We start from the raw sequence: 17,477 nt of genomic DNA on the forward strand, positions 1-17,477 counted from the left end.
GGGGGGGGGGGGGGGGGGGGGGGGGGGGGGGCGGCGGTGGCGCGGCATGGCCGGCCGCGGTCCCGGGCCGCAACAAGGGCGTCGACGTTGATGAGGTAGACCCGCTGAACGACGCCGACGCCGATGTGGACGCGGTCTCCGGCATGGCTCTGCTGGAACGGGAACTCGGCGCCCAGGTGATCGGCGAGATCGACCACGCCTGAGCCGGCCGTGCGCGGGCGGATGGCCAGGGGTATGGCGGGCACTGTGCTTGGACGGGCCTCCGACAAGAGGGCGGCACGTCAGGTGAGGGCAGGTCATCGGTCATGGGATCTGGCCTGCAAGGGGTGGCCGACGGTTACGCGGGCCGGTGGTGGGGCTGATCCCTTCTCCGGGCGGGCCACGCTGAAGGTGGACGGCACGGGTGGATGTGGTGCGCGAGGACGGCCGACTCGGCAGCAGCGTGGTGTGCGGAGGCCGACGACCCGGCAGGCGCGTGGTGCGCGAGGGCGGACGGCCCGGCTCGTGCTCAGTGGGCGGGAGTGGAGGCCCGGTAGGCGGGTGATGCGCGTGGGTGAGGGTCCGGGCAGGTGCGTGGGTGGGCGAGGGTCGATGGGCAGGGTGCGGTGTGTGAGGGCGTGGGACGAAGACGCTTGCGCCTGTCTCGGTCGACGATGGGGAGCGCGCTGAGGGGGCCACGGCACCACTCAGCCGGGCAACATGGCGACGTCACGGTCTCAGCCCGGGCGGCCGAGGGGCGTTGAAGTGAGGGCCGGTCGGGACGACGGCGGGGAGTGCCCTCCCGTGCACCGCCGTACAAGATGCTGTTAGAAGTGCGGTAAGAGCCGTTACGCGAGCAATCGAGAGCGGGCGGCGGCGGAGCGTGGGTCGGTCGGGGAGAGGGTAGTGAGGCGCTCCAGGACCTCGTAGTCGTCGCGCCCGTTGCACGTCTGCGCATACGCCCACAGATCGTCAGGCGCCCCCCGCCGCAGCAGGCACGCCCGCACCTGGGCCTCGAGTTCGTCCCGTTCGCGCCGGATCTCCGGCGACTCCGACCGCAGCAGCAGCGGCCCCGGGTAGGCGCGGGCCAGTGAGGCCGGGTCGTTCGCGGACAGCAGGCCGCGCAGCTCCAGGAAGTCGGCCTCGATCGGGCACGTCAGCCGGTACGGCTTGGCCGCGATCGCGTCCCCGAGCTGGGCCCGCAGCCGGTGGATCTCGGCCCTGATCGTCACCGGGTTGCCGTCGTCCCCGTACAGGTGGAAGGAGAGCTGCTCGGCGGTCAGGCCGTGGGGGTGCAGGGCCAGGAGGGCGAGGATCTCGGCGTGCCGCAGGGACAGCGGCCGGTCGTGGTCGCCGAACGTGGCCGAGGGCGGGCTCTCTCCGAGGAACGACAGCGTCAGGGTGGGCGGCTCGGCCGACGACGAGGGGCGCAGGAGGAAGCCGTCGGCGAAGGGCTCGAGCAGGGCGACGGTCCCGTCGCGCAGGATCAGGCGCCGGCCGGTGAAGCGCGCGTGCTCGCCCAGGTGGACGCGGGTGCCCAGCTCGCCTGAGGGGTCGCCCGAGATGATCCGGCCGGTCGCCGACAGCAGGATGCCGGGCCGGCCGCGTAGCGCCTCGTAGCGGCGCCTGAGGCGTTCGTCGCGTTCGTGCATGCGCAGGGCGAGCTGCGTCTCGGCCAGCTTGGCCGTGGCGGCGACGAGGGCGACGGTGGCGGGGTGCAGGCTGCTGGCCGTGCCGCTGACGTCCACGCAGCCGATGACCCGGCCCGAGTCGGGGTCGGTGATGGGCGCGGCGCTGCACGACCAGATGTGCAGCACCCGCATGAGGTGCTCCTCCGAGTAGACGTGTACGGGCCGGCCCGTCGCCAGGGCGGTGCCGATGCCGTTGGTGCCGACGCTGGTCTCGTTCCACTGGTGTCCGGCGGCCAGGCCGACCTGGTCGGCGCGCCGCATGATCGAGTGACTGCCCTCGCGCCAGAGCACCCTGCCGTCGCCATCGGTGACGATCATGACTTGGCGGGTCTCGCCCGCCAGTCCGGACAGCGTCTGGGCGAGCAGGGGCAGGAGCGGCTGCAGGGGGTGGGTCCGGCGGATGTCCCTGATATGCGAAAGGTCGTAGACGAGTGGGGCACTCTTGCCTTCTGGGTCGATCCCGGCGTCCAGCGAGCGGCGCCACGAGGCCTTGATCAGGTGGCGGGGAGACGCCGGCCAGGCATGGCCGGTGGCCGCGGCTTCGTGCGCTCCGCGTAGAAGGCGGGAGTACGCGTCGAGATGGGCGTAACTCATCGGTCACTCCAAGTAGTCAACTAGAGCATCCGTCGTGCGCGCCATCTGCGCAACCCGTTCGGGGGGATTGCAGAGGGTGATTGAATGAACGCAACGTGTGTGCAACGTTCCTCTGCGTAGCGTCCCGGATCAACGCGTCGGCGTGGTGCGGCCGCTCCGCCGACGTGGTGGCCGGGTCTCGGACGCTGGAGGGGGGCCGAGACCCGGCCAAAAACCGCGCCCGACCTGAAGGGCGCGGAAACGATGACTCTCCGGTGACAACAGACCTCGATCACGACATGAGAACCAGGCCAGGACAACCGTTCCGAGAGGGAAACGCGCGACCACGGGCGACGCGCGGGGTGGGACGAGCGTCCAGGACAGCCAGCCCGTGTACGAAACGTGGGGACACCCCAGTACATGACTCCGCTCAAACACCGTAGGCTCGTGGCAGTCAAGAACGCGGAGCCACGAGGAGCGCACGACGGTGAACCCAGGGGATGTCAACCTGCAGCAGCTGCTGGAGCAGGCCCAGCTCATGCAGCAGCAGCTTGTGAGCGCCCAGCAGGAGCTCAACGACGCGCAGATCGAGGGCTCATCTGGCGGTGGCCTGGTCACGGCCGTCGTCAACGGCTCTGGCGAGCTGCTGGAGCTCAAGATCGACCCGAGCGTGATCGACGCCGGCGACGCGCAGGACACCGCCGACACGATCGCCGACCTGGTGATCGCGGCCGTCCGCGACGCCGTGCGCGCGGCCGCCGACCTGCAGCAGGAGAAACTCGGCCCGCTCGCCCAGGGGCTGGGTGGCGGCGGCCTCGGACAGTTGCCAGGGTTCTAGGCATGTACGAGGGGGTCGTCCAGAACCTGATCGACGAATTGGGCCTGCTGCCCGGCGTCGGTCCCAAGAGCGCGCAGCGGATAGCGTTCCACCTGCTGGCGGCCGATCCGGCCGACGTCAAACGGCTGGCGCACGCACTGCTCGAGGTCAAGGAGAAGGTCCGCTTCTGCCGGGTCTGCGGAAACGTGGCCTCCGAGGAGGAGTGCCGCATCTGCCGTGACCCGCGTCGCGACACGCACGTCATCTGCGTGGTCGAGGAGTCGAAGGACGTCGTGGCGATCGAGAAGACGCGCGAGTTCCGGGGCACATACCAGGTGCTCGGCGGCGCGATCAGCCCGATCGACGGCATCGGCCCCGACGACCTGCGCATCCGCGAGCTCATGACCCGCCTGGCCGACGGCAGTGTCACCGAGCTCATCCTCGCCACCGACCCCAATCTGGAGGGCGAGGCGACGGCTACCTACTTGGCCCGTCTGGTCAAGCCGATGGGCATCAAAGTGACACGATTGGCCAGCGGTCTGCCTGTGGGCGGTGACCTCGAATACGCCGACGAGGTGACCTTGGGCCGCGCGTTCGAAGGACGGAGGCTGCTGGATGTCTGACCAGTGGAGCGCGCTGGCGGAGGAGATCGCCGGGCACGCGACGAACTACGTGGACGGCCTGACCAGGGTCGCGGGCGGCGAGGGCGGCGACGCCATCTGGTCGCTGCTGCTGGTGGAGGTCGCCCAGGTGAGTCTGGCGGGCGCCAAGCTCGGCGCCAACCAGGACGTCATCCTGGCCGGCAACTACGAGCCGCCGATGAGCGAGGACCCCGACATCGACAGCGTCCGCACGGCGCTGGCCGAGCGGCTCGAGGCCGTCGACGACTACGCCGAGGTGTTCGACCCGTACAAGGACACCGCGGTCACCCCCTACCGGCTCTCCGACGACCTGACCGCGGTCGCCGCCGACCTCATCCACGGGCTGCGGCACTATCACGCGGGCCGGCCCCACGAGGCGCTGTGGTGGTGGCAATACTCCTACTTCAACACCTGGGGCAACCACGCGGGCGCGGCGATGCGCGCGCTGCAGGCCCTCGCGGCGCATTCGCGCCTTGACGTGGCCGAGGAGACCACCACGGTTTGATCGTCCACATAGTGGTCCAGTGAGAAATCTGCCAGGCGGCCCGCCGCCATGGCCCCGACCTGGGAAAAAGCACAGGACGGCAGGTCGGAGCGCAGGTTTCTCGCTGGTACGTGCCATCAGGCGCATGAGAGGCCCCCAGTAGACTGGCACCTCACAGTCCAAACCGGGAGACTCTCGTGGCGCTCGTTGTGCAAAAGTACGGTGGTTCGTCCGTCGCCGACGCGTCCTGCATCAAGCGGGTCGCGCAGCGGATCGTCGCGACGAAAAAAGCCGGCAACAACGTGGTCGTCATCGTCTCCGCCATGGGAGACACGACGGACGAGCTGCTCGACCTGGCCGAGCAGGTGTCGCCGCTGCCCCCGGGCCGCGAGCTCGACATGCTGCTGACCTCGGGCGAGCGCATCTCGATGGCCCTGCTCGCGATGGCGATCGCCAACCTCGGCCACGAGGCGCGCTCGTTCACCGGCTCGCAGGCCGGCGTGATCACCGACTCCACCCACGGCAAGGCGCGCATCATCGACGTGACGCCCAGCCGCATCCAGGAGGCCATCGACCAGGGTCACATCGCGATCGTGGCCGGCTTCCAGGGCGTCTCGCAGGACACCAAGGACATCACCACACTGGGCCGGGGTGGCTCCGACACCACGGCCGTGGCGCTGGCGGCGGCGCTGAACGCCGATGTGTGCGAGATCTACACCGACGTCGACGGCATCTTCACTGCCGACCCGCGCATCGTGCCGGCGGCTCAGCAGATCCCCAGGATCTCCTACGACGAGATGATGGAGATGGCGGCCTGCGGCGCGAAGATCCTGCATCTGCGCTGCGTGGAATATGCTCGCCGTTTCGACCTGCCGATTCACGTACGCAGCTCTTTCAGCACCAAGGAAGGCACGTGGGTCGTCTCCGACCCTTACACCGAAGGAACCGAGATGGAGCAGCCGATCATCTCCGGCGTCGCGCACGACCGGAGCGAGGCCAAGATCACTGTTGTCGGGGTCCCCGACAAGGTCGGCGAGGCTGCCTCGATCTTCAAAACGCTGGCCGACGCCGAGATCAACATTGACATGATCGTGCAGAACGTCTCGGCCGCGGCCACTGGGCGCACGGACATCTCGTTCACGCTGCCCACGGCCGACGCCCAGACGGCGCTGACGTCGCTGAAGAAGATCCAGGCCCAGATCGGTTACGAGTCGCTGCTGTTCGACGACCAGATCGGGAAGGTGTCGCTGATCGGCGCAGGCATGCGCTCGCACCCCGGCGTCACCGCGACGTTCTTCGCGGCCCTCGCCGACGCGGGGGTCAACATCGAGATGATCTCCACCTCGGAGATCCGCATCTCTGTGATCGTCGGGCAGGACGGTGTGGACGTGGCCGTGGCGGCCGCCCACCGTGCCTTCGATCTCGACGCCGACCAGGTCGAAGCCGTGGTGTATGGAGGTAGTGGACGATGAGCAGGCCTACTCTCGCCCTGATCGGGGCCACCGGTGCCGTGGGCACCGTCATGCGCGACATCGTGTCGACGCGTGCGGACATCTGGGGCGAGATCCGTCTCGTCGCCTCCCCGCGTTCGGCGGGCAAGGTGCTCCAGGTCCGGGGCGAGGACATCGTGGTGCAGGCCCTCGCGCCCGAGGTGTTCGACGGCGTCGACGTGGCCATCTTCGACGTGCCCGACGAGGTGTCGGCCGTGTGGGTGCCGATCGCGGCCGAGCGCGGCGCCATCGCGATCGACAAGTCGGGGACGTTCCGCATGGAGCCGGACGTGCCGCTGGTCGTGCCCGAGGTCAACCCGCTCGACGCGCGTGAGCGGCCGCGCAACATCATCTCGACCCCCAACTGCACGACGCTGTCGATGATGGCGGCCATGGGCGCGCTGCACGCCGAGTTCACGCTCACCGAGCTGGTCGTCGCCTCCTACCAGGCGGTTTCGGGCGCGGGTGTGGCGGGTTCGGCGCGGCTCTACGACGAGATCGAGGCGCTGGCCGGTGACCGCACGGTCGGGCAGGCAGCGGGCGACGTACGCAAGGTGCTGGCCAACAAGCTGCCGGAGGAGTCGCCGTTCCCGGCGCCCATCGCGTTCAACGTGGTGCCGTGGGCCGGCTCCAACAAGGGTGACGGCTGGGCCTCCGAGGAGCTCAAGCTCCGCAACGAGTCCCGCAAGATCCTCGGCATCCCGGACCTGAAGGTCTCCGCGACCTGTGTCCGCGTGCCGGTGATCACGACGCACTCCCTGGCCGTGCACGCGCGGTTCGCACGCGAGATCACGGTCGCCGACGCGCACCGCGTCCTGGAGGCGGCGCCGACGGTGGTCCTGATGGACGACCCGGACAACGGGATCTACCCGACGCCTCTCGACGTGGTGGGCACGGACCCGACCTATGTGGGCCGTGTCCGTCAGGCGATCGACTTCCCGAACACGCTCGATCTGTTCGTGTGCGGTGACAACCTGCGCAAGGGTGCGGCGCTCAACGCGGCGGAGATCGCCGAGCTGGTGGCGGCCGAGTTCTGATCCTTGGTGGTGTGACGCCGTGCGTCTCGTGCGGCGTCACACCTCTTGCCGGTGCGGCGCCGTGGCCCTGTCACCGGAAGAGGATGTCCCAGTGGTCGCTCTCGTCGGCGAACGTCGTGCCTGAGGGCGATTTGTAGAGGGCGGCTCCGTCGCTGCGCACCCCGGCCTTGTCATGGTTCTTCATGATGTGCCGGTCGATGCAGGCGTTGTGGGAGATGTCGAGCTTGTAGCCGTTCCCGTGGCTGAAGTGGCCGGGAGCGTGGCCTCTCTCCGTGCCGCCCGTCACCATGATCGGACAGCCGCTCACCCGCTTCAGCTCGATGGCCTTGGCGACCGTCCTGGTCCGCACGGAGTCGAGCGACGTGCAGTGGTGCATGTGCTTGCTCGTGCAGTTGCCGGTCGACTTCGTCTTCAGCCCCGCGCTCTTCAGCCAGCCGTTGGCCGTGCGGTGGGACATGTGGACGGCCTGCCTGGGCATGACCCGCGTCAGATCGACGTGAGCGCGCTTGTGAGCGATGAGCGGCCGGGCCTGAGGCATCTTGGTGACTCTGGTGTGCACGGGGCTCCGTTGCGGCTTCTCGGCCGCTGAGCGGGCCTTGAGCCGCCGCTCCTCCGCCACGTCCGCCGAGTGGGCCGTGAGCCGCTGCTCCTCCACCAGGTCCGTGTGGTCCTCCTCGACGGCGTTGGGCCGTTCGCGGATCACCTGCGCCCGGTCCTCGCGGTACACGGGCCACTGCGAGTCGCTGATCGGCCAGTCCCGCATGGCCATGAGCCGCTCGCGGGCCTCCATGAGCCGCTCGAACGCCCAGGGTCCGGCCAGGCGGGGCCCGACCTCGTAGGCGTCGGAGAGCGCCGCGGCCATGGCCGCCCGCTCCCAGTACGCCGGGCCGTCGTCCCAGCCGCCGGGACCGGCCTCGTACAGGCTGCCCTGGACCGTCGACCCTTCGGGGTGGGTGGCGGCGGAGGCGGCCGAGGCCAGCGCGATTATGGTGATCTCAATGCCGAGGAGCGCGACTACGATGAGGCGCACTGTTCCACGTATCCACATGTCGATGCCTTTTCGCGGAAATAGCCCTTCCGCCTGAAACGACAATCCCACCTTTCACAGGAGATAACTCATGCCGCAGGTGCAACTTTGCCCTGTGGCGGTGATCACCGTGCGGCTCCATGACCTAACCTCACTCCACGACGTAAAGTGACGAGCGTGGCCGAAGCCCGGAACCGAGGAGCGGAGAGCACCCGAGAGGTCATCGTCGAGACGGCCTTGCGACTGTTCAGAGAGCGGGGCTTCGACGCGACCACGATGCGCGCCATCGCCGCTGAGGCCGGAGTGTCGGTGGGCAACGCCTACTACTACTTCGAGAGCAAAGAGGCGCTGATCCAGGCCTACTACGACCGTGCCCAGGCCGAGCACGAGGAGGCCTGCAGGGAGTTCCTGGCGACGGAGGCGGCGTTCGCGGCCAGGCTGAGCGGGGTGCTGCGCGAGTGGGTGCGCGTGTCGGAGCCGTACCACGAGTTCGCGGTGAAGTTCTTCAAGCACGCGGCCGAGCCGACCAACCCGCTGAGCCCGTTCAGCGAGCAGTCGTCGCCGGCGCGTGAGGCGTCCATCGCCATCTACCGCCAGGTCGTCGAGGGGTCGCGCGACCGCATGAACGCCGAGCTGCGCGAGGAGCTGCCCGAGCTGCTCTGGCTGCTGTCCATGGGGATGGTGCTGTTCTGGGTGCATGACACGTCGCCGGGGTGCGCGCGGACCTACCGGCTGATCGAGGTCACGGTGCCGCTCGTCGATCGGCTGGTCGGGCTGTCGCACCTGCCGGGGCTGCGCGGGATCACGAAGGACTTCATCGCCGCGGTTCATGAGTTGCGCGCATAGGAGAACATACCGAGCGGTTGGTACGGTGGGACGCGTGTGGCGGCCGGCCTCGGGTCGCCGTGTCAGGCGCTGGAGGGCGTGAATGACGCAGAACTGGGGGATGACCATCCCCTTCTACGACCGCTCACTGTCGAACTCACGGGAGCTGATCGAGGAGCTGCCCGGGCTCGGATACACCGACGTGTGGTCGGCCGAGGTCAACGGGGCCGACGGCTTCGTGCCGCTGGCCATGTCCGCGCAGTGGGCGCCGGGGGTGAGGCTGGGCAGCGCCATCGTGCCGGTCTCGACGCGCGGCCCCGGGCTGCTGGCCATGTCCGCGGCCACGCTGGCCGACCTGGCGCCGGGGCGGTTCGTGCTCGGCATCGGCGCGTCCTCGCCGGCCATCGTGGAGCGGTGGAACGCGGGCACGTTCGCCAAGCCGTACGCGCGCACCCGCGACACGCTGCGCTTCCTGAAGAAGGCGCTGGCCGGGGAGAAGGTCTCGGAGGCGTACGAGACGTTCGAGATCAAGGGCTTCAAGCTGGAACGCGCCCCCAAGACGCCGCCCAAGATCGTGCTGGCCGCGCTGCGCCCCAGAATGCTGCGCCTGGCCGCCGAGGAGGCCGACGGGGCCATCACGAACTGGCTCTCACCTGACGACGTGCGCAAGGTCCGGGCGGAGATCGGCCCCGGCACCGAGCTGATCGCCCGCCTGTTCGTCTGCGTCAGCGAGGACGCCGACCGAGTGCGGGAGCTGGGCCGGTGGATGCTGGCGAGCTACCTCACCGTCCCCGTGTACGCCGCCTTCCACGACTGGCTCGGTCGCGGCGAGGTGCTGCGCCCCATGCACGAGGCGTGGGCGGCCGGCGACCGGCAGGCCGCGCTCAAGGCCATCCCCGACGAGGTGGTCGACGCCCTGATCGTGCACGGCGACGCCGCCACCTGCCGGGCCAGGATCCAGGAGTACGTGGCGGGCGGGCTCGACACTCCCGTGCTCGCCCCCATCCCGGGCGGCGAGATCTCCATCGACCAGGCAGTCCGGGATCTGGCGCCGAAGGGGTAGACCATGGACGAGGTGCTGAGGCTGGACGCGGTCGGGCAGGCGCGGGCGGTCAGGGACGGCCAGGTGTCGGCCCGTGAGCTGGCCGAGACCGCGATCGCGCACATCGAGGCCCACGACGGCGACCTGAACGCGGTCGTCCACCGCCGTTTCGAGCGGGCGCTGGCCGAGATCGACGCCATCCCGCCGGACGCGCCCTTCCGTGGGGTGCCGATCCTGCTGAAGGATCTCGGGTGGCGGGAGGCGGGCGAGCCCTACAGCGCGGGCTCGCTCGTCCGCGACGGCGTCGAGAACGCGGCGGACGCCTATGGTGTCGTGCGGCTGCGGGAGGCCGGGTTCGTGCTGCTCGGGCGGACGAACACGCCCGAGTTCGGCAGCACGATCACCACGGAGCCGGTGGCGTTCGGGGCGACGCGCAATCCGTACGACGTGGCGTACTCGGCGGGTGGTTCGAGCGGCGGGTCGGCCGCCGCCGTGGCCGCCGGGATGGTCGCCCTGGCCACCGCCAGCGACGGCGGCGGCTCGATTCGCGTCCCCGCGTCCATGTGCGGCCTGGTGGGGCTCAAGCCGACGCGCGGGCGTGTGAGCATGGGGCCGGTCATGGGCGAGGGGTGGAGCGGGTTCTCGTGCCCGGGGTTCGTCAGCAGGACCGTACGCGACACGGCCGCGGCGCTCGACGTCGTCGCCGGGCCGTACCCGGGCGACCCGTACGCCGCCCCCGCCCTGCCCGGCCGGCTGGCCGACGAGGTCGGCAGGGACCCGGGCAGGTTGCGGATCGGGTTCCTGACCACGCACCCCCGGGGCGACGTGCCGGAGGTGCCCGAGCTGACCGAGGCCGTCACCGGGGCCGCCGCGCTGCTGGAGTCGCTCGGCCACGACGTCGCGCCCGGCGGCCCCGAGGCGCTCGGCGACCCGCGCTTCCCCGAGCACTTCGGCGCCATCGTGGCCGACAACCTGGCCGCCCACGTGGCGGCCCTGGGCGAGCTGCGCGGCAAGCCGGTGGAGCTCGACGAGCTCGAACCGCGCAACGCCGCCATGGTGAACGCGGCACGCCGGCACAGCGCCGCCGACCACATCCTGGCCACACAGTGGGTGGACGGCTTCCGCCGCCGCATGGCCGGGTGGTGGAGCGCCGGCCACGACCTGCTGCTGGCGCCGTCGATGGGGGTGGCGCCGTTCCCGCTGGGCTGGATCCCGCCCGACGACCTCAGCGTGGCGTTCGGCAGGACCGCCTACGTCGTCTCCTACACCTCGCCCGTCAACGCCACCGGGCAGCCGGCCGTGTCGCTGCCGCTGCACACGAACGCGGCGGGGTTGCCGGTGGGCGTACAGCTCGTGGCGGCGGCCGGGAGGGAGGACCTGCTGATCCGCGTGGCGGCGCAGATCGAGCGGGCCAGGCCCTTCGAGCACACGGCCCTGCGCTAGGAACTCGTGGCCCGGCTGACGCGTTATGTCGTGAAAGCCCGGGGTAAGGGAGATCACATGATGGCGAAGGCAGCACGGGCAGCGGCGGCGTTGCGGACCTACCGCGAGGTGACCAAACCCGGATCGCCCGGTCTCATGACCCGGGTCCGGGCGATCCCGCGCATGGTGGGCGCGGTCATGCGCGGGCGCTACGCCGGCATGGGCAAGGGCAAGCTCGCCATGCTCGGCTTCGGCGTCCTCTACATCCTCTCGCCGATCGACGTCCTGCCCGAATTCCTGATGGTCATCGGCGTGGCCGACGACTTCGGTGTCTTCCTGTGGCTGATGTCGTCGCTGCTCGGCGAGAGCGGGCGCTATGTCGAGCACGAGCGGAGCATCATCCAGGGCCGCCTGGAAGACCAGGGGCGCCTGGAAGAACGCTAGATCTCCTCCATCCGCAGCCAGGCGCGTGACGGGAGCGGGTGGCCGAACAGGCGGGCCGCGTTGCCGTAGGCGACCCTGGCGATGTCGGCGGGCGGGAGCGTGCCGAGGTTGCGGGCCACCGACTTCTGCGTGTCGGGCCAGGTCGAGTCGGAGTGCGGGTAGCCGCTCTCCTGCAGCACGTGGTCGAGCCCGACCGCGAGCCGCACGCCCGACAGGGCGTGGTCGTCGAGCGTGCCGAAGAAGAAGTTGCGGCGCAGCACCTCGCTCGGCTTGAGCCCGCCCTCCCACGACGCCTCACCGGCCACCGGGTGGTCGAGGGCGTAGTCGGCGCGCTCGGCCAGCATCGGCAGCCAGCCCACGCCGCCCTCGACGATGAGGATGCGCAGCGACGGGAAGCGCAGCGGCAGCCCGGACCAGAGCCAGTCGGCGCAGGCGAACATCGCGCTGGTCGGCATCAGCGTGGTGATGGCCTCGATGGGTGTGTCGGGCGAGGGCACAGGAGACCACGACGAGTCACCGGTGTGCAGGCAGACGACGGTGCCGGTCTCTTCGCAGGCGGCGAAGAACGGGTCCCAGTGGCCCGAGTGGATCGACGGCAGGCGCAGCCGCGTCGGGAACTCGGGGAAGACCACGGCCTTGAAGCCCCTGGCGGCGTTGGCGCGGATCTCCTTGGCGGCCACGTCGGGATCGGGCAGCCACGGAAGCTGCAGGCCGATGATCCGCTCGGGGTAGGTGCCCGCCCAGACGTCGATGTGCCAGTCGTTCCATGCCTTCACCAGGGCCAGGCCCAGCTCCTGGTCGCGGGTCCTGGCGAACGGCATGCCCGACTGCCCGGCCAGCATGCCGGGGAAGCAGAGAGCGGCCCAGATGCCGGCGACGTCCATGTCCTCGATGCGTGCCTCGATGTCGTGGCAGCCGGGGCGCATCTGGTCGAACCTGACGGGTTCGAGCGTCCACTGCTCTCTGGGCAGTCCCGCGCCCACGTCGATGCCGGCGCACGGGTAGGTGGCGCCACCGTAGCGCCAAACCTGATGACCCGCCTCCGTCTCGACGACCTTGGGCGCGACCTCAGCGTATTTCTCCGGCAACCGGTCTTCGAACAGGTCGGGAGGCTCGATCAGGTGATCGTCGGCAGAGATGATCACATAGTCGCGCCGCCTGGGGTCAGGGTCGGGGAGCAGCGGCGTAGTCACGCACGTAACCGTACGACGGCGGGATAACGTCGAACAAGCTGCGACGTATCCGTTGGGTATCCGAGATCTTCTGACCCGGGACCGCCGGGAGGGGGTTGGCTGGCGATCCCGGGAGGAGGAGGCCCGCTCGCGCAGGGACGGGCCCGGTCGCCCTCTACCCTTCTGAGATCTGTTCAGTCAGCAAATGGGCACGAAGTTCGGCGATGCTCTCGGCGGAAAGCTGGAGCACCTGCGTGACGTATCCCTCGATCGAGCCGTGCCGGGCCGTGAGATCGGTCAGGAAGAACCGCATCGCCTCGGCGGGGGCCAGACCGAACCCCGGCCACAGGGGCGCGCCCGGATGCCTGCGGCTCCAGTCGGCGATGAAGCGCTCGGTGGCCAGGCCGGTGAGCGCGTAGTCCGCCACGATGTCGTCCTCGTCCACGCCGGCCAGCGACAGGACCAGCGCGATGAGCACGCCGGTGCGGTCTTTGCCGGCGGCGCAGTGGACGGTCACGGGGGCGTTGTCGGCCCTGGCGATCGTCTCCAGGGCGATCCGGAGGTTCTCGACGCCGTCCTCGGTCACCTCGAGGTAGCGGTCGGCGAGATAGCGGCCGATGCCGCGTTCCTCGCTGAAGGCGGCGGTGTCCCACCGGCGTCCTTCGATGGGCAGGTTCTGGTAGTGCTGCCCCTCGGTCGCCGGGACGCGTCCGGCCTTCTCGACCTCATAGGGGTGCCGCAGATCGATGATGCTGCGGACGCGCAGCGCCTGGAAGGCCGGCAGGTCGTCACCGGCCAGCCAGCCGAGGGAGTCGGCCCGGTAGAGCCGCTGCCACCTGACGGTGCGCCCGTCCTTGGCGGCATATCCACCTACGTCGCGGAAGTTGGAGAGGTTGGTGAACTCAATGTGGCGGATCACTCTCCAACCTTAATTGGCGGCGGTCGGCGCCTCCTGGGGCGCTGAGGCGTCAGACGCCTCCTGAGCCTTCCGCTCGGCGACCTCCCGTCGGATCAGCAGGCCCCAGCCGAAGACCGCGATGCCGATGAACAGCCACCACTGGACGCCGTAGGCCAGGTTGAGCCCGCCTCCCGAGCCGACGTCGGGCGCGGGCACCGGCGCGGGCGCGGCAGCGGGCTTGGGCTGCTGCTCTGTCAGCTCCACATAGCCGTCCACGAGCCGGTAGGGGAGGCCTTTCCCGATCTCGTCGGGGTTGATCAGTAGCACCTGGCCGGCCGGCAGCCCGGGCCGGTTCCTGATCCCGCTGGACTCCTCGGTCTCGCCCAGCCGTAGCCGCCCAGTGACATTTACCTGGCCGGTGGGCGGGGCCGGCACATCGGGCGTGGCGTCGGCGGTGGCGCCGGCCGGGACCCAGCCCCGGTTCACGATCACGGCCGTGCCGGCGCCGGTGACGAGCGGGGTCAGGACGTAGTAGCCGTTGTGGCCCTCCTGGGGGCGGCGGCGTACGAGGAGGGCGTGGGAGGGGTCGTACGTGCCCGCGACCGTGACCTTCCTGAACCGGTCGTCCTCGCGGACCGGCCGCCCCGGGCCCGCCAGCCGGTCCAGCGGCACGGGCGCGGCCTCGATGTTGGCGGTCACCCGCTCGCTGTTGGCCGACCGCTCCTCGAACCGCCCGAACTGCCAGCGCCCGAGGAACACGAAGGCGGGAATGACCAGCAGCACCACCACGTGGAGCGCGACCCATCGGGGCGTCAGCAGGAACCGGTACACGCCTCCAAGAGTAGGCACCGGGAGCGGTGCCCCTTGACGCGACCGCCCTGCTCAGGCGCTCCTGAGCTCCGCGCCGCCCCCCGGCACCGGCGTCACCTCGCGCGGCCCGGCCACGTCGTGGCCGTCCGAGCAGTGGAAGCGCAGCCCGATGGGGGCGCCGCAGTCGCGGTGGGTGAGCAGCACGGGCGGGCCGTGGTCACCCGTCAGATATTTGTCGCCCCAGTGCATGAGCGCGACCAGCAGGGGATAGAGGTCGCGGCCCTTCTCCGTGAGGCGGTATTCGTCGCGCTGCCGCTGCCCCGGCTCACGGTAGGGCTCCTTGCGCAGCAGGCCCTCGTCGACCAGCCGGGCCAGACGGGCGCTCAGCACCTGGCGGGGGGCGCCGGTGTTCGCCTGCATGTCGGCGAACCTCCGTACGCCGCTGAACGCCTCGCGCAGCACGAGGAAGGTCCACTTCTCCCCGACGATGTCCAGGGTGCGCTCGATCGAGCAGTTGGTCACCCGGAAGGGAACGTTCATTTTTGCATTATACCTAAGTTCGATTGACAGACTCAGCCTTCGGAGGGCACGCTGAGTCTATGCATGGAACTCAGATCCGCCCGGTCCGCCCTGGGGACGAGGAACGGATCAGAAGCTTCCTGGCCGGGCTGTCGCTGCACACGCAGACGCTCCGGTTCTTCACCGGTGTCAGCAGGCCGGCCCCGGGCCTGGTGCGCGCGCTGCTGACCCTGGACGAGCGCCGCGACGCGCTCGTGGCCACCACGGACACGGGCGAGATCGTCGCCCACGCCATGAGCTTCAAGGGCGGCTGCACGGACGTGGAGATCGCCGTGGTCGTGGCCGATCAATGGCAGGGCCGCGGGCTCGGCCCTCGGCTGGTCGACACCCTGCTGATCAGGGCATCCGTACGAGGGGCCAGGACCGTGGGCATGGACGTCCTGGGGGAGAACCGGCGCGTGCTGAGGCTCGTCCGCCGGCTCTGGCCCGACGCCGAGATGAAGGTCACGTCGGGGTCGGTGGCGGTGACCGCTATGATCGATCAGGCTGGCCTATTTGCGGAACAACGTTCTGGTACCACACCATTGACAGCGTGAAGAGTGTCAAGAACGGACGCGACGGCCGGACCCGGATCATCGAGGGCGCCCTCCGCCGATTCAGCCAGGACGGGGTGTCGGCCACCACGCTGGCCAGCCTCCGTGAGGAGAGCGGCGTCAGCGTCGGCAGCTTCTACCACCACTTCGCCAGCAAAGAGCACGTCTTCGGCGTGCTGTACGGGGAAATCATGACCGCCTACCAGAGCGCGTTCCTCGCCGAGCTGGTCAGCCATGAGGAGGCCCGCGACGGCATCGAGGCCGTGGTGGCCTTCCACATGCGATGGGCGGGGGAGCACCCCGAGCGGGCCAGGCTGCTGATCGGGGAGCGCCCGCCGCGCAAGCACGAGCCGGGCGGCGCGGAGGTGGCGGAGGAGCGGCGCGCCTTCTTCCGCAAGGTCTCCGACTGGTGGCGGCCGCACATGAAGAACGGCCAGCTCCAGCCCGTCCACCCGACCATGTGCTACGTGCTGTGGCTGGGCCCGGCGCAGGAGATGTGCCGGCTGTGGTTCGCCGGGGCGCACACGCCCACCGACGAGGAGATCAAGGGGCTGGGCGAAGCGGCCTGGCAGAGCCTGCGCCAGCCCACTCCATGACGAACAGCCCGCGCCGGCCCGCCCGGAAGGTCGGCCCGGGGCCCTGTCCCGCCTGCGCGGGGAGCAATGATCTGGGCACCGTCTGTGGTGTTATTGTCCAAATGTGAGACGACCTCGGGCGCTGGTACTGCCCACCTTGCCGGAGAGCGCGCTCGCCCGCCTGGGCGAGGTCGCCGACCTGACCGAGGTTCCCGCACGACCGAGCCTCGGCTTCACCGACGAGCAGCTCGCCGATCTCGTCATCGAGACCGGCGCGACCGTGCTCATCACCGACGGCGACCAGGTGCGCACGTCGGTGCTCGGGCTGCACCTGGACGTCGTGGCCAGCATGAGCCCGCCCACGAGCGTGGACCTGCCGCTGGCCGCCGAGCGCGGGGTGACCGTCCTGCACGCCGCCGGCCGCGATCCGGAGTCGGTCGCCGAGCTGACGCTGGCGCTGATGTTCGCGGTCAGCAGGAACATCGTCACCGCCGACAGAGAGGTACGCAGGGGGCGCGTCTACCACGACAAGGTCCCCCCGGCCCAGCGCCACCGCGGCCGGCGGCTGACCGGCAGGACGTTCGGCATCGTGGGCCTCGGCGGCGTCGGCAAGGCCATGCGCTGGCGCTGTGAGGGCCTGGGCATGCGGGTGATCGTCTGCGACCCGTTCGTGCCCGAGGCCACCCACACGCTGCCCGCGCTGCTGGCCGAGGCCGACGTGGTCTCGCTGCACGTGCCGCTGACCGAGGAGACGAGGGGCCTGTTCGGCTACACCGAGTTCGGCGCGATGCGCCCCGGCTCGATCTACCTCAACACCTCGCGCGGGGCGCTGCACGACCTGACGGCGCTGGTCGACGCGCTGCAACAGGGCCAGGTGGGCGGCGCGGGGCTCGACCACTTCGAAGGCGAGTGGCTCGACCGGGCCCATCCCCTGACCCGGCTGCCGAACGTGGTGCTCACGCCGCGGCTGGGCGAGGCCACCGGGGAGAGCCGGCAGGAAGTGGCGGAGAAGCTGGTGGAGGACATCGCCCGGATGCTGCGCGGCGAGGCGCCCGCTCATGCGTACCGGACGGACGCGCGGGTGGCCGGCACCGCGTAGGGGTCAGGCGGGCTGCCGGATCCGCGTGGGCACGCGCCAGCTCGCCCGGTCGAGGGAGATGTCGAGGCGCAGATCGCCGCGGTGCCGGCGCAGGCCGGGCACCCTGACACGGTCGTGCACGTCGAACCGGCCGTGCGAGGGATAGCCGAAGCCCAGCTCGCCGGGCAGCACGCGCAGGTCGTCACGGTTTCCGCAGCGCGGGCACGTCCACGACACCAGGTCCATGCCGCGGTTGTAGTCGGAGCAGGCGCTGAAGTATTCGTCGGGTCCGAACCGGGACTCGCAAGCCAGGCAAGGGATCAGCATGAGGCCCGCTCCTCGGGATGACGTGGTGACTTC

Annotated in this window: 20 protein-coding genes; 13 read left to right on the forward strand and 7 right to left on the reverse strand. The window is 70.2% G+C overall.

What is annotated here, in order from left to right; all coding sequences use genetic code 11:
* Positions 1 to 203, forward strand: a 203-nt coding sequence (locus AB0I15_RS52010) for a hypothetical protein (protein ID WP_358114228.1), incomplete at its 5' end; no start/stop codon positions are given.
* Between the two features lie 624 nt (positions 204 to 827).
* On the opposite strand, the gene AB0I15_RS52015 is transcribed toward AB0I15_RS52010, so the two are convergent.
* Positions 828 to 2,264, reverse strand: coding sequence for a GAF domain-containing protein (locus tag AB0I15_RS52015; RefSeq protein ID WP_358114230.1), 1,437 nt, complete (start codon positions 2,262 to 2,264; stop codon positions 828 to 830).
* 466 nt (positions 2,265 to 2,730) lie between these two features.
* Between AB0I15_RS52015 and AB0I15_RS52020 the strand changes: the two genes are divergently transcribed.
* The 5 genes from AB0I15_RS52020 to AB0I15_RS52040 all read left to right on the forward strand — a co-directional run bounded on the left by AB0I15_RS52020 (position 2,731) and on the right by AB0I15_RS52040 (position 6,712).
* Complete coding sequence (locus tag AB0I15_RS52020; protein WP_139629532.1) at positions 2,731 to 3,081, forward strand: YbaB/EbfC family nucleoid-associated protein; 351 nt, start codon at positions 2,731 to 2,733, stop codon at positions 3,079 to 3,081.
* A gap of 2 nt (positions 3,082 to 3,083) precedes the next feature.
* Positions 3,084 to 3,683 carry a recombination mediator RecR gene (recR, locus tag AB0I15_RS52025; protein WP_358114232.1) on the forward strand — a complete coding sequence of 200 codons (600 nt, stop codon included), beginning with the start codon at positions 3,084 to 3,086 and terminating at the stop codon, positions 3,681 to 3,683.
* Entirely contained in the window at positions 3,676 to 4,206 is a 531-nt protein-coding gene (locus AB0I15_RS52030) for a DUF5063 domain-containing protein (RefSeq protein WP_358114235.1), read from the forward strand. The genes recR and AB0I15_RS52030 overlap by 8 nt, the downstream gene beginning before the upstream one ends.
* Before the next feature lie 176 nt (positions 4,207 to 4,382).
* Entirely contained in the window at positions 4,383 to 5,657 is a 1,275-nt protein-coding gene (locus AB0I15_RS52035; RefSeq protein ID WP_358114238.1) for an aspartate kinase, read from the forward strand.
* The gene (locus AB0I15_RS52040; protein ID WP_358114241.1) at positions 5,654 to 6,712 is read left to right on the forward strand and encodes an aspartate-semialdehyde dehydrogenase; all 1,059 of its coding nucleotides are present in this window, start codon (positions 5,654 to 5,656) and stop codon (positions 6,710 to 6,712) included. Before AB0I15_RS52035 ends, AB0I15_RS52040 begins: the two co-directional genes overlap by 4 nt.
* Positions 6,713 to 6,782: 70 nt before the next feature.
* On the opposite strand, the gene AB0I15_RS52045 is transcribed toward AB0I15_RS52040, so the two are convergent.
* Positions 6,783 to 7,742, reverse strand: a complete 960-nt coding sequence (locus AB0I15_RS52045) for a hypothetical protein (RefSeq protein ID WP_358114244.1) — start codon at positions 7,740 to 7,742, stop codon at positions 6,783 to 6,785.
* Positions 7,743 to 7,916: 174 nt separating this feature from the next.
* Here AB0I15_RS52045 and AB0I15_RS52050 point away from each other — a divergent pair, with 174 nt between their 5' ends.
* From AB0I15_RS52050 to AB0I15_RS52065, 4 genes are all read left to right on the forward strand, one after another.
* The gene (locus AB0I15_RS52050) at positions 7,917 to 8,585 is read left to right on the forward strand and encodes a TetR family transcriptional regulator (RefSeq protein WP_358114246.1); all 669 of its coding nucleotides are present in this window, start codon (positions 7,917 to 7,919) and stop codon (positions 8,583 to 8,585) included.
* A gap of 82 nt (positions 8,586 to 8,667) precedes the next feature.
* Positions 8,668 to 9,627 (forward strand): LLM class F420-dependent oxidoreductase, encoded by a 960-nt coding sequence (locus AB0I15_RS52055; RefSeq protein WP_358114249.1) that lies wholly within the window; start codon positions 8,668 to 8,670, stop codon positions 9,625 to 9,627.
* A 3-nt stretch (positions 9,628 to 9,630) separates the two neighbouring features.
* Positions 9,631 to 11,049, forward strand: a complete 1,419-nt coding sequence (locus tag AB0I15_RS52060) for an amidase (RefSeq protein ID WP_358114252.1) — start codon at positions 9,631 to 9,633, stop codon at positions 11,047 to 11,049.
* Positions 11,050 to 11,106: 57 nt separating this feature from the next.
* Positions 11,107 to 11,472 (forward strand): YkvA family protein, encoded by a 366-nt coding sequence (locus AB0I15_RS52065; protein WP_358114255.1) that lies wholly within the window; start codon positions 11,107 to 11,109, stop codon positions 11,470 to 11,472.
* On the opposite strand, the gene AB0I15_RS52070 is transcribed toward AB0I15_RS52065, so the two are convergent.
* From AB0I15_RS52070 to AB0I15_RS52085, 4 genes are all read right to left on the reverse strand, one after another.
* Complete coding sequence (locus tag AB0I15_RS52070; RefSeq protein WP_358114258.1) at positions 11,469 to 12,665, reverse strand: amidohydrolase family protein; 1,197 nt, start codon at positions 12,663 to 12,665, stop codon at positions 11,469 to 11,471. The two genes, AB0I15_RS52065 and AB0I15_RS52070, sit on opposite strands and share 4 nt — an antisense overlap.
* 154 nt (positions 12,666 to 12,819) lie before the next feature.
* The gene (locus tag AB0I15_RS52075) at positions 12,820 to 13,563 is read right to left on the reverse strand and encodes a tyrosine-protein phosphatase (RefSeq protein WP_358114261.1); all 744 of its coding nucleotides are present in this window, start codon (positions 13,561 to 13,563) and stop codon (positions 12,820 to 12,822) included.
* A gap of 9 nt (positions 13,564 to 13,572) precedes the next feature.
* Positions 13,573 to 14,373, reverse strand: coding sequence for an SURF1 family protein (locus AB0I15_RS52080; RefSeq protein WP_358114264.1), 801 nt, complete (start codon positions 14,371 to 14,373; stop codon positions 13,573 to 13,575).
* A 51-nt stretch (positions 14,374 to 14,424) separates the two neighbouring features.
* Positions 14,425 to 14,892: a helix-turn-helix domain-containing protein gene (locus AB0I15_RS52085; protein WP_358114265.1), complete on the reverse strand. Its 468-nt coding sequence runs from the start codon at positions 14,890 to 14,892 to the stop codon at positions 14,425 to 14,427.
* 59 nt (positions 14,893 to 14,951) lie between these two features.
* Between AB0I15_RS52085 and AB0I15_RS52090 the strand changes: the two genes are divergently transcribed.
* From AB0I15_RS52090 to AB0I15_RS52100, 3 genes are all read left to right on the forward strand, one after another.
* Positions 14,952 to 15,467: a GNAT family N-acetyltransferase gene (locus tag AB0I15_RS52090; protein ID WP_358114268.1), complete on the forward strand. Its 516-nt coding sequence runs from the start codon at positions 14,952 to 14,954 to the stop codon at positions 15,465 to 15,467.
* Complete coding sequence (locus AB0I15_RS52095; RefSeq protein ID WP_358114271.1) at positions 15,464 to 16,060, forward strand: TetR/AcrR family transcriptional regulator; 597 nt, start codon at positions 15,464 to 15,466, stop codon at positions 16,058 to 16,060. The genes AB0I15_RS52090 and AB0I15_RS52095 overlap by 4 nt, the downstream gene beginning before the upstream one ends.
* Positions 16,061 to 16,163: 103 nt before the next feature.
* On the forward strand, positions 16,164 to 17,138 hold the full coding sequence (locus tag AB0I15_RS52100; protein WP_358114274.1) for an NAD(P)-dependent oxidoreductase: 975 nt from the start codon (positions 16,164 to 16,166) through the stop codon (positions 17,136 to 17,138).
* A gap of 3 nt (positions 17,139 to 17,141) precedes the next feature.
* On the opposite strand, the gene AB0I15_RS52105 is transcribed toward AB0I15_RS52100, so the two are convergent.
* Positions 17,142 to 17,444 (reverse strand): hypothetical protein, encoded by a 303-nt coding sequence (locus AB0I15_RS52105; RefSeq protein ID WP_358114277.1) that lies wholly within the window; start codon positions 17,442 to 17,444, stop codon positions 17,142 to 17,144.
* Between the last annotated feature and the right edge of the window lie 33 nt (positions 17,445 to 17,477).

This window comes from Nonomuraea sp. NPDC050643 (genome assembly GCF_040654715.1).
Taxonomy (GTDB): domain Bacteria; phylum Actinomycetota; class Actinomycetes; order Streptosporangiales; family Streptosporangiaceae; genus Nonomuraea.

Excerpts from the sequence above, each read along its gene's own strand:
- AB0I15_RS52090 (WP_358114268.1), top strand. The coding sequence starts at position 14,952 with ATGCATGGAACTCAGATCCGCCCGGTCCGCCCTGGGGACGAGGAACGG.
- AB0I15_RS52060 (WP_358114252.1), top strand. The coding sequence starts at position 9,631 with ATGGACGAGGTGCTGAGGCTGGACGCGGTCGGGCAGGCGCGGGCGGTC.
- AB0I15_RS52055 (WP_358114249.1), top strand. The coding sequence starts at position 8,668 with ATGACGCAGAACTGGGGGATGACCATCCCCTTCTACGACCGCTCACTG.
- AB0I15_RS52085 (WP_358114265.1), bottom strand. The coding sequence starts at position 14,892 with ATGAACGTTCCCTTCCGGGTGACCAACTGCTCGATCGAGCGCACCCTG.
- AB0I15_RS52030 (WP_358114235.1), top strand. The coding sequence starts at position 3,676 with ATGTCTGACCAGTGGAGCGCGCTGGCGGAGGAGATCGCCGGGCACGCG.
- recR (WP_358114232.1), top strand. The coding sequence starts at position 3,084 with ATGTACGAGGGGGTCGTCCAGAACCTGATCGACGAATTGGGCCTGCTG.
- AB0I15_RS52015 (WP_358114230.1), bottom strand. The coding sequence starts at position 2,264 with ATGAGTTACGCCCATCTCGACGCGTACTCCCGCCTTCTACGCGGAGCG.
- AB0I15_RS52040 (WP_358114241.1), top strand. The coding sequence starts at position 5,654 with ATGAGCAGGCCTACTCTCGCCCTGATCGGGGCCACCGGTGCCGTGGGC.
- AB0I15_RS52065 (WP_358114255.1), top strand. The coding sequence starts at position 11,107 with ATGATGGCGAAGGCAGCACGGGCAGCGGCGGCGTTGCGGACCTACCGC.
- AB0I15_RS52105 (WP_358114277.1), bottom strand. The coding sequence starts at position 17,444 with ATGCTGATCCCTTGCCTGGCTTGCGAGTCCCGGTTCGGACCCGACGAA.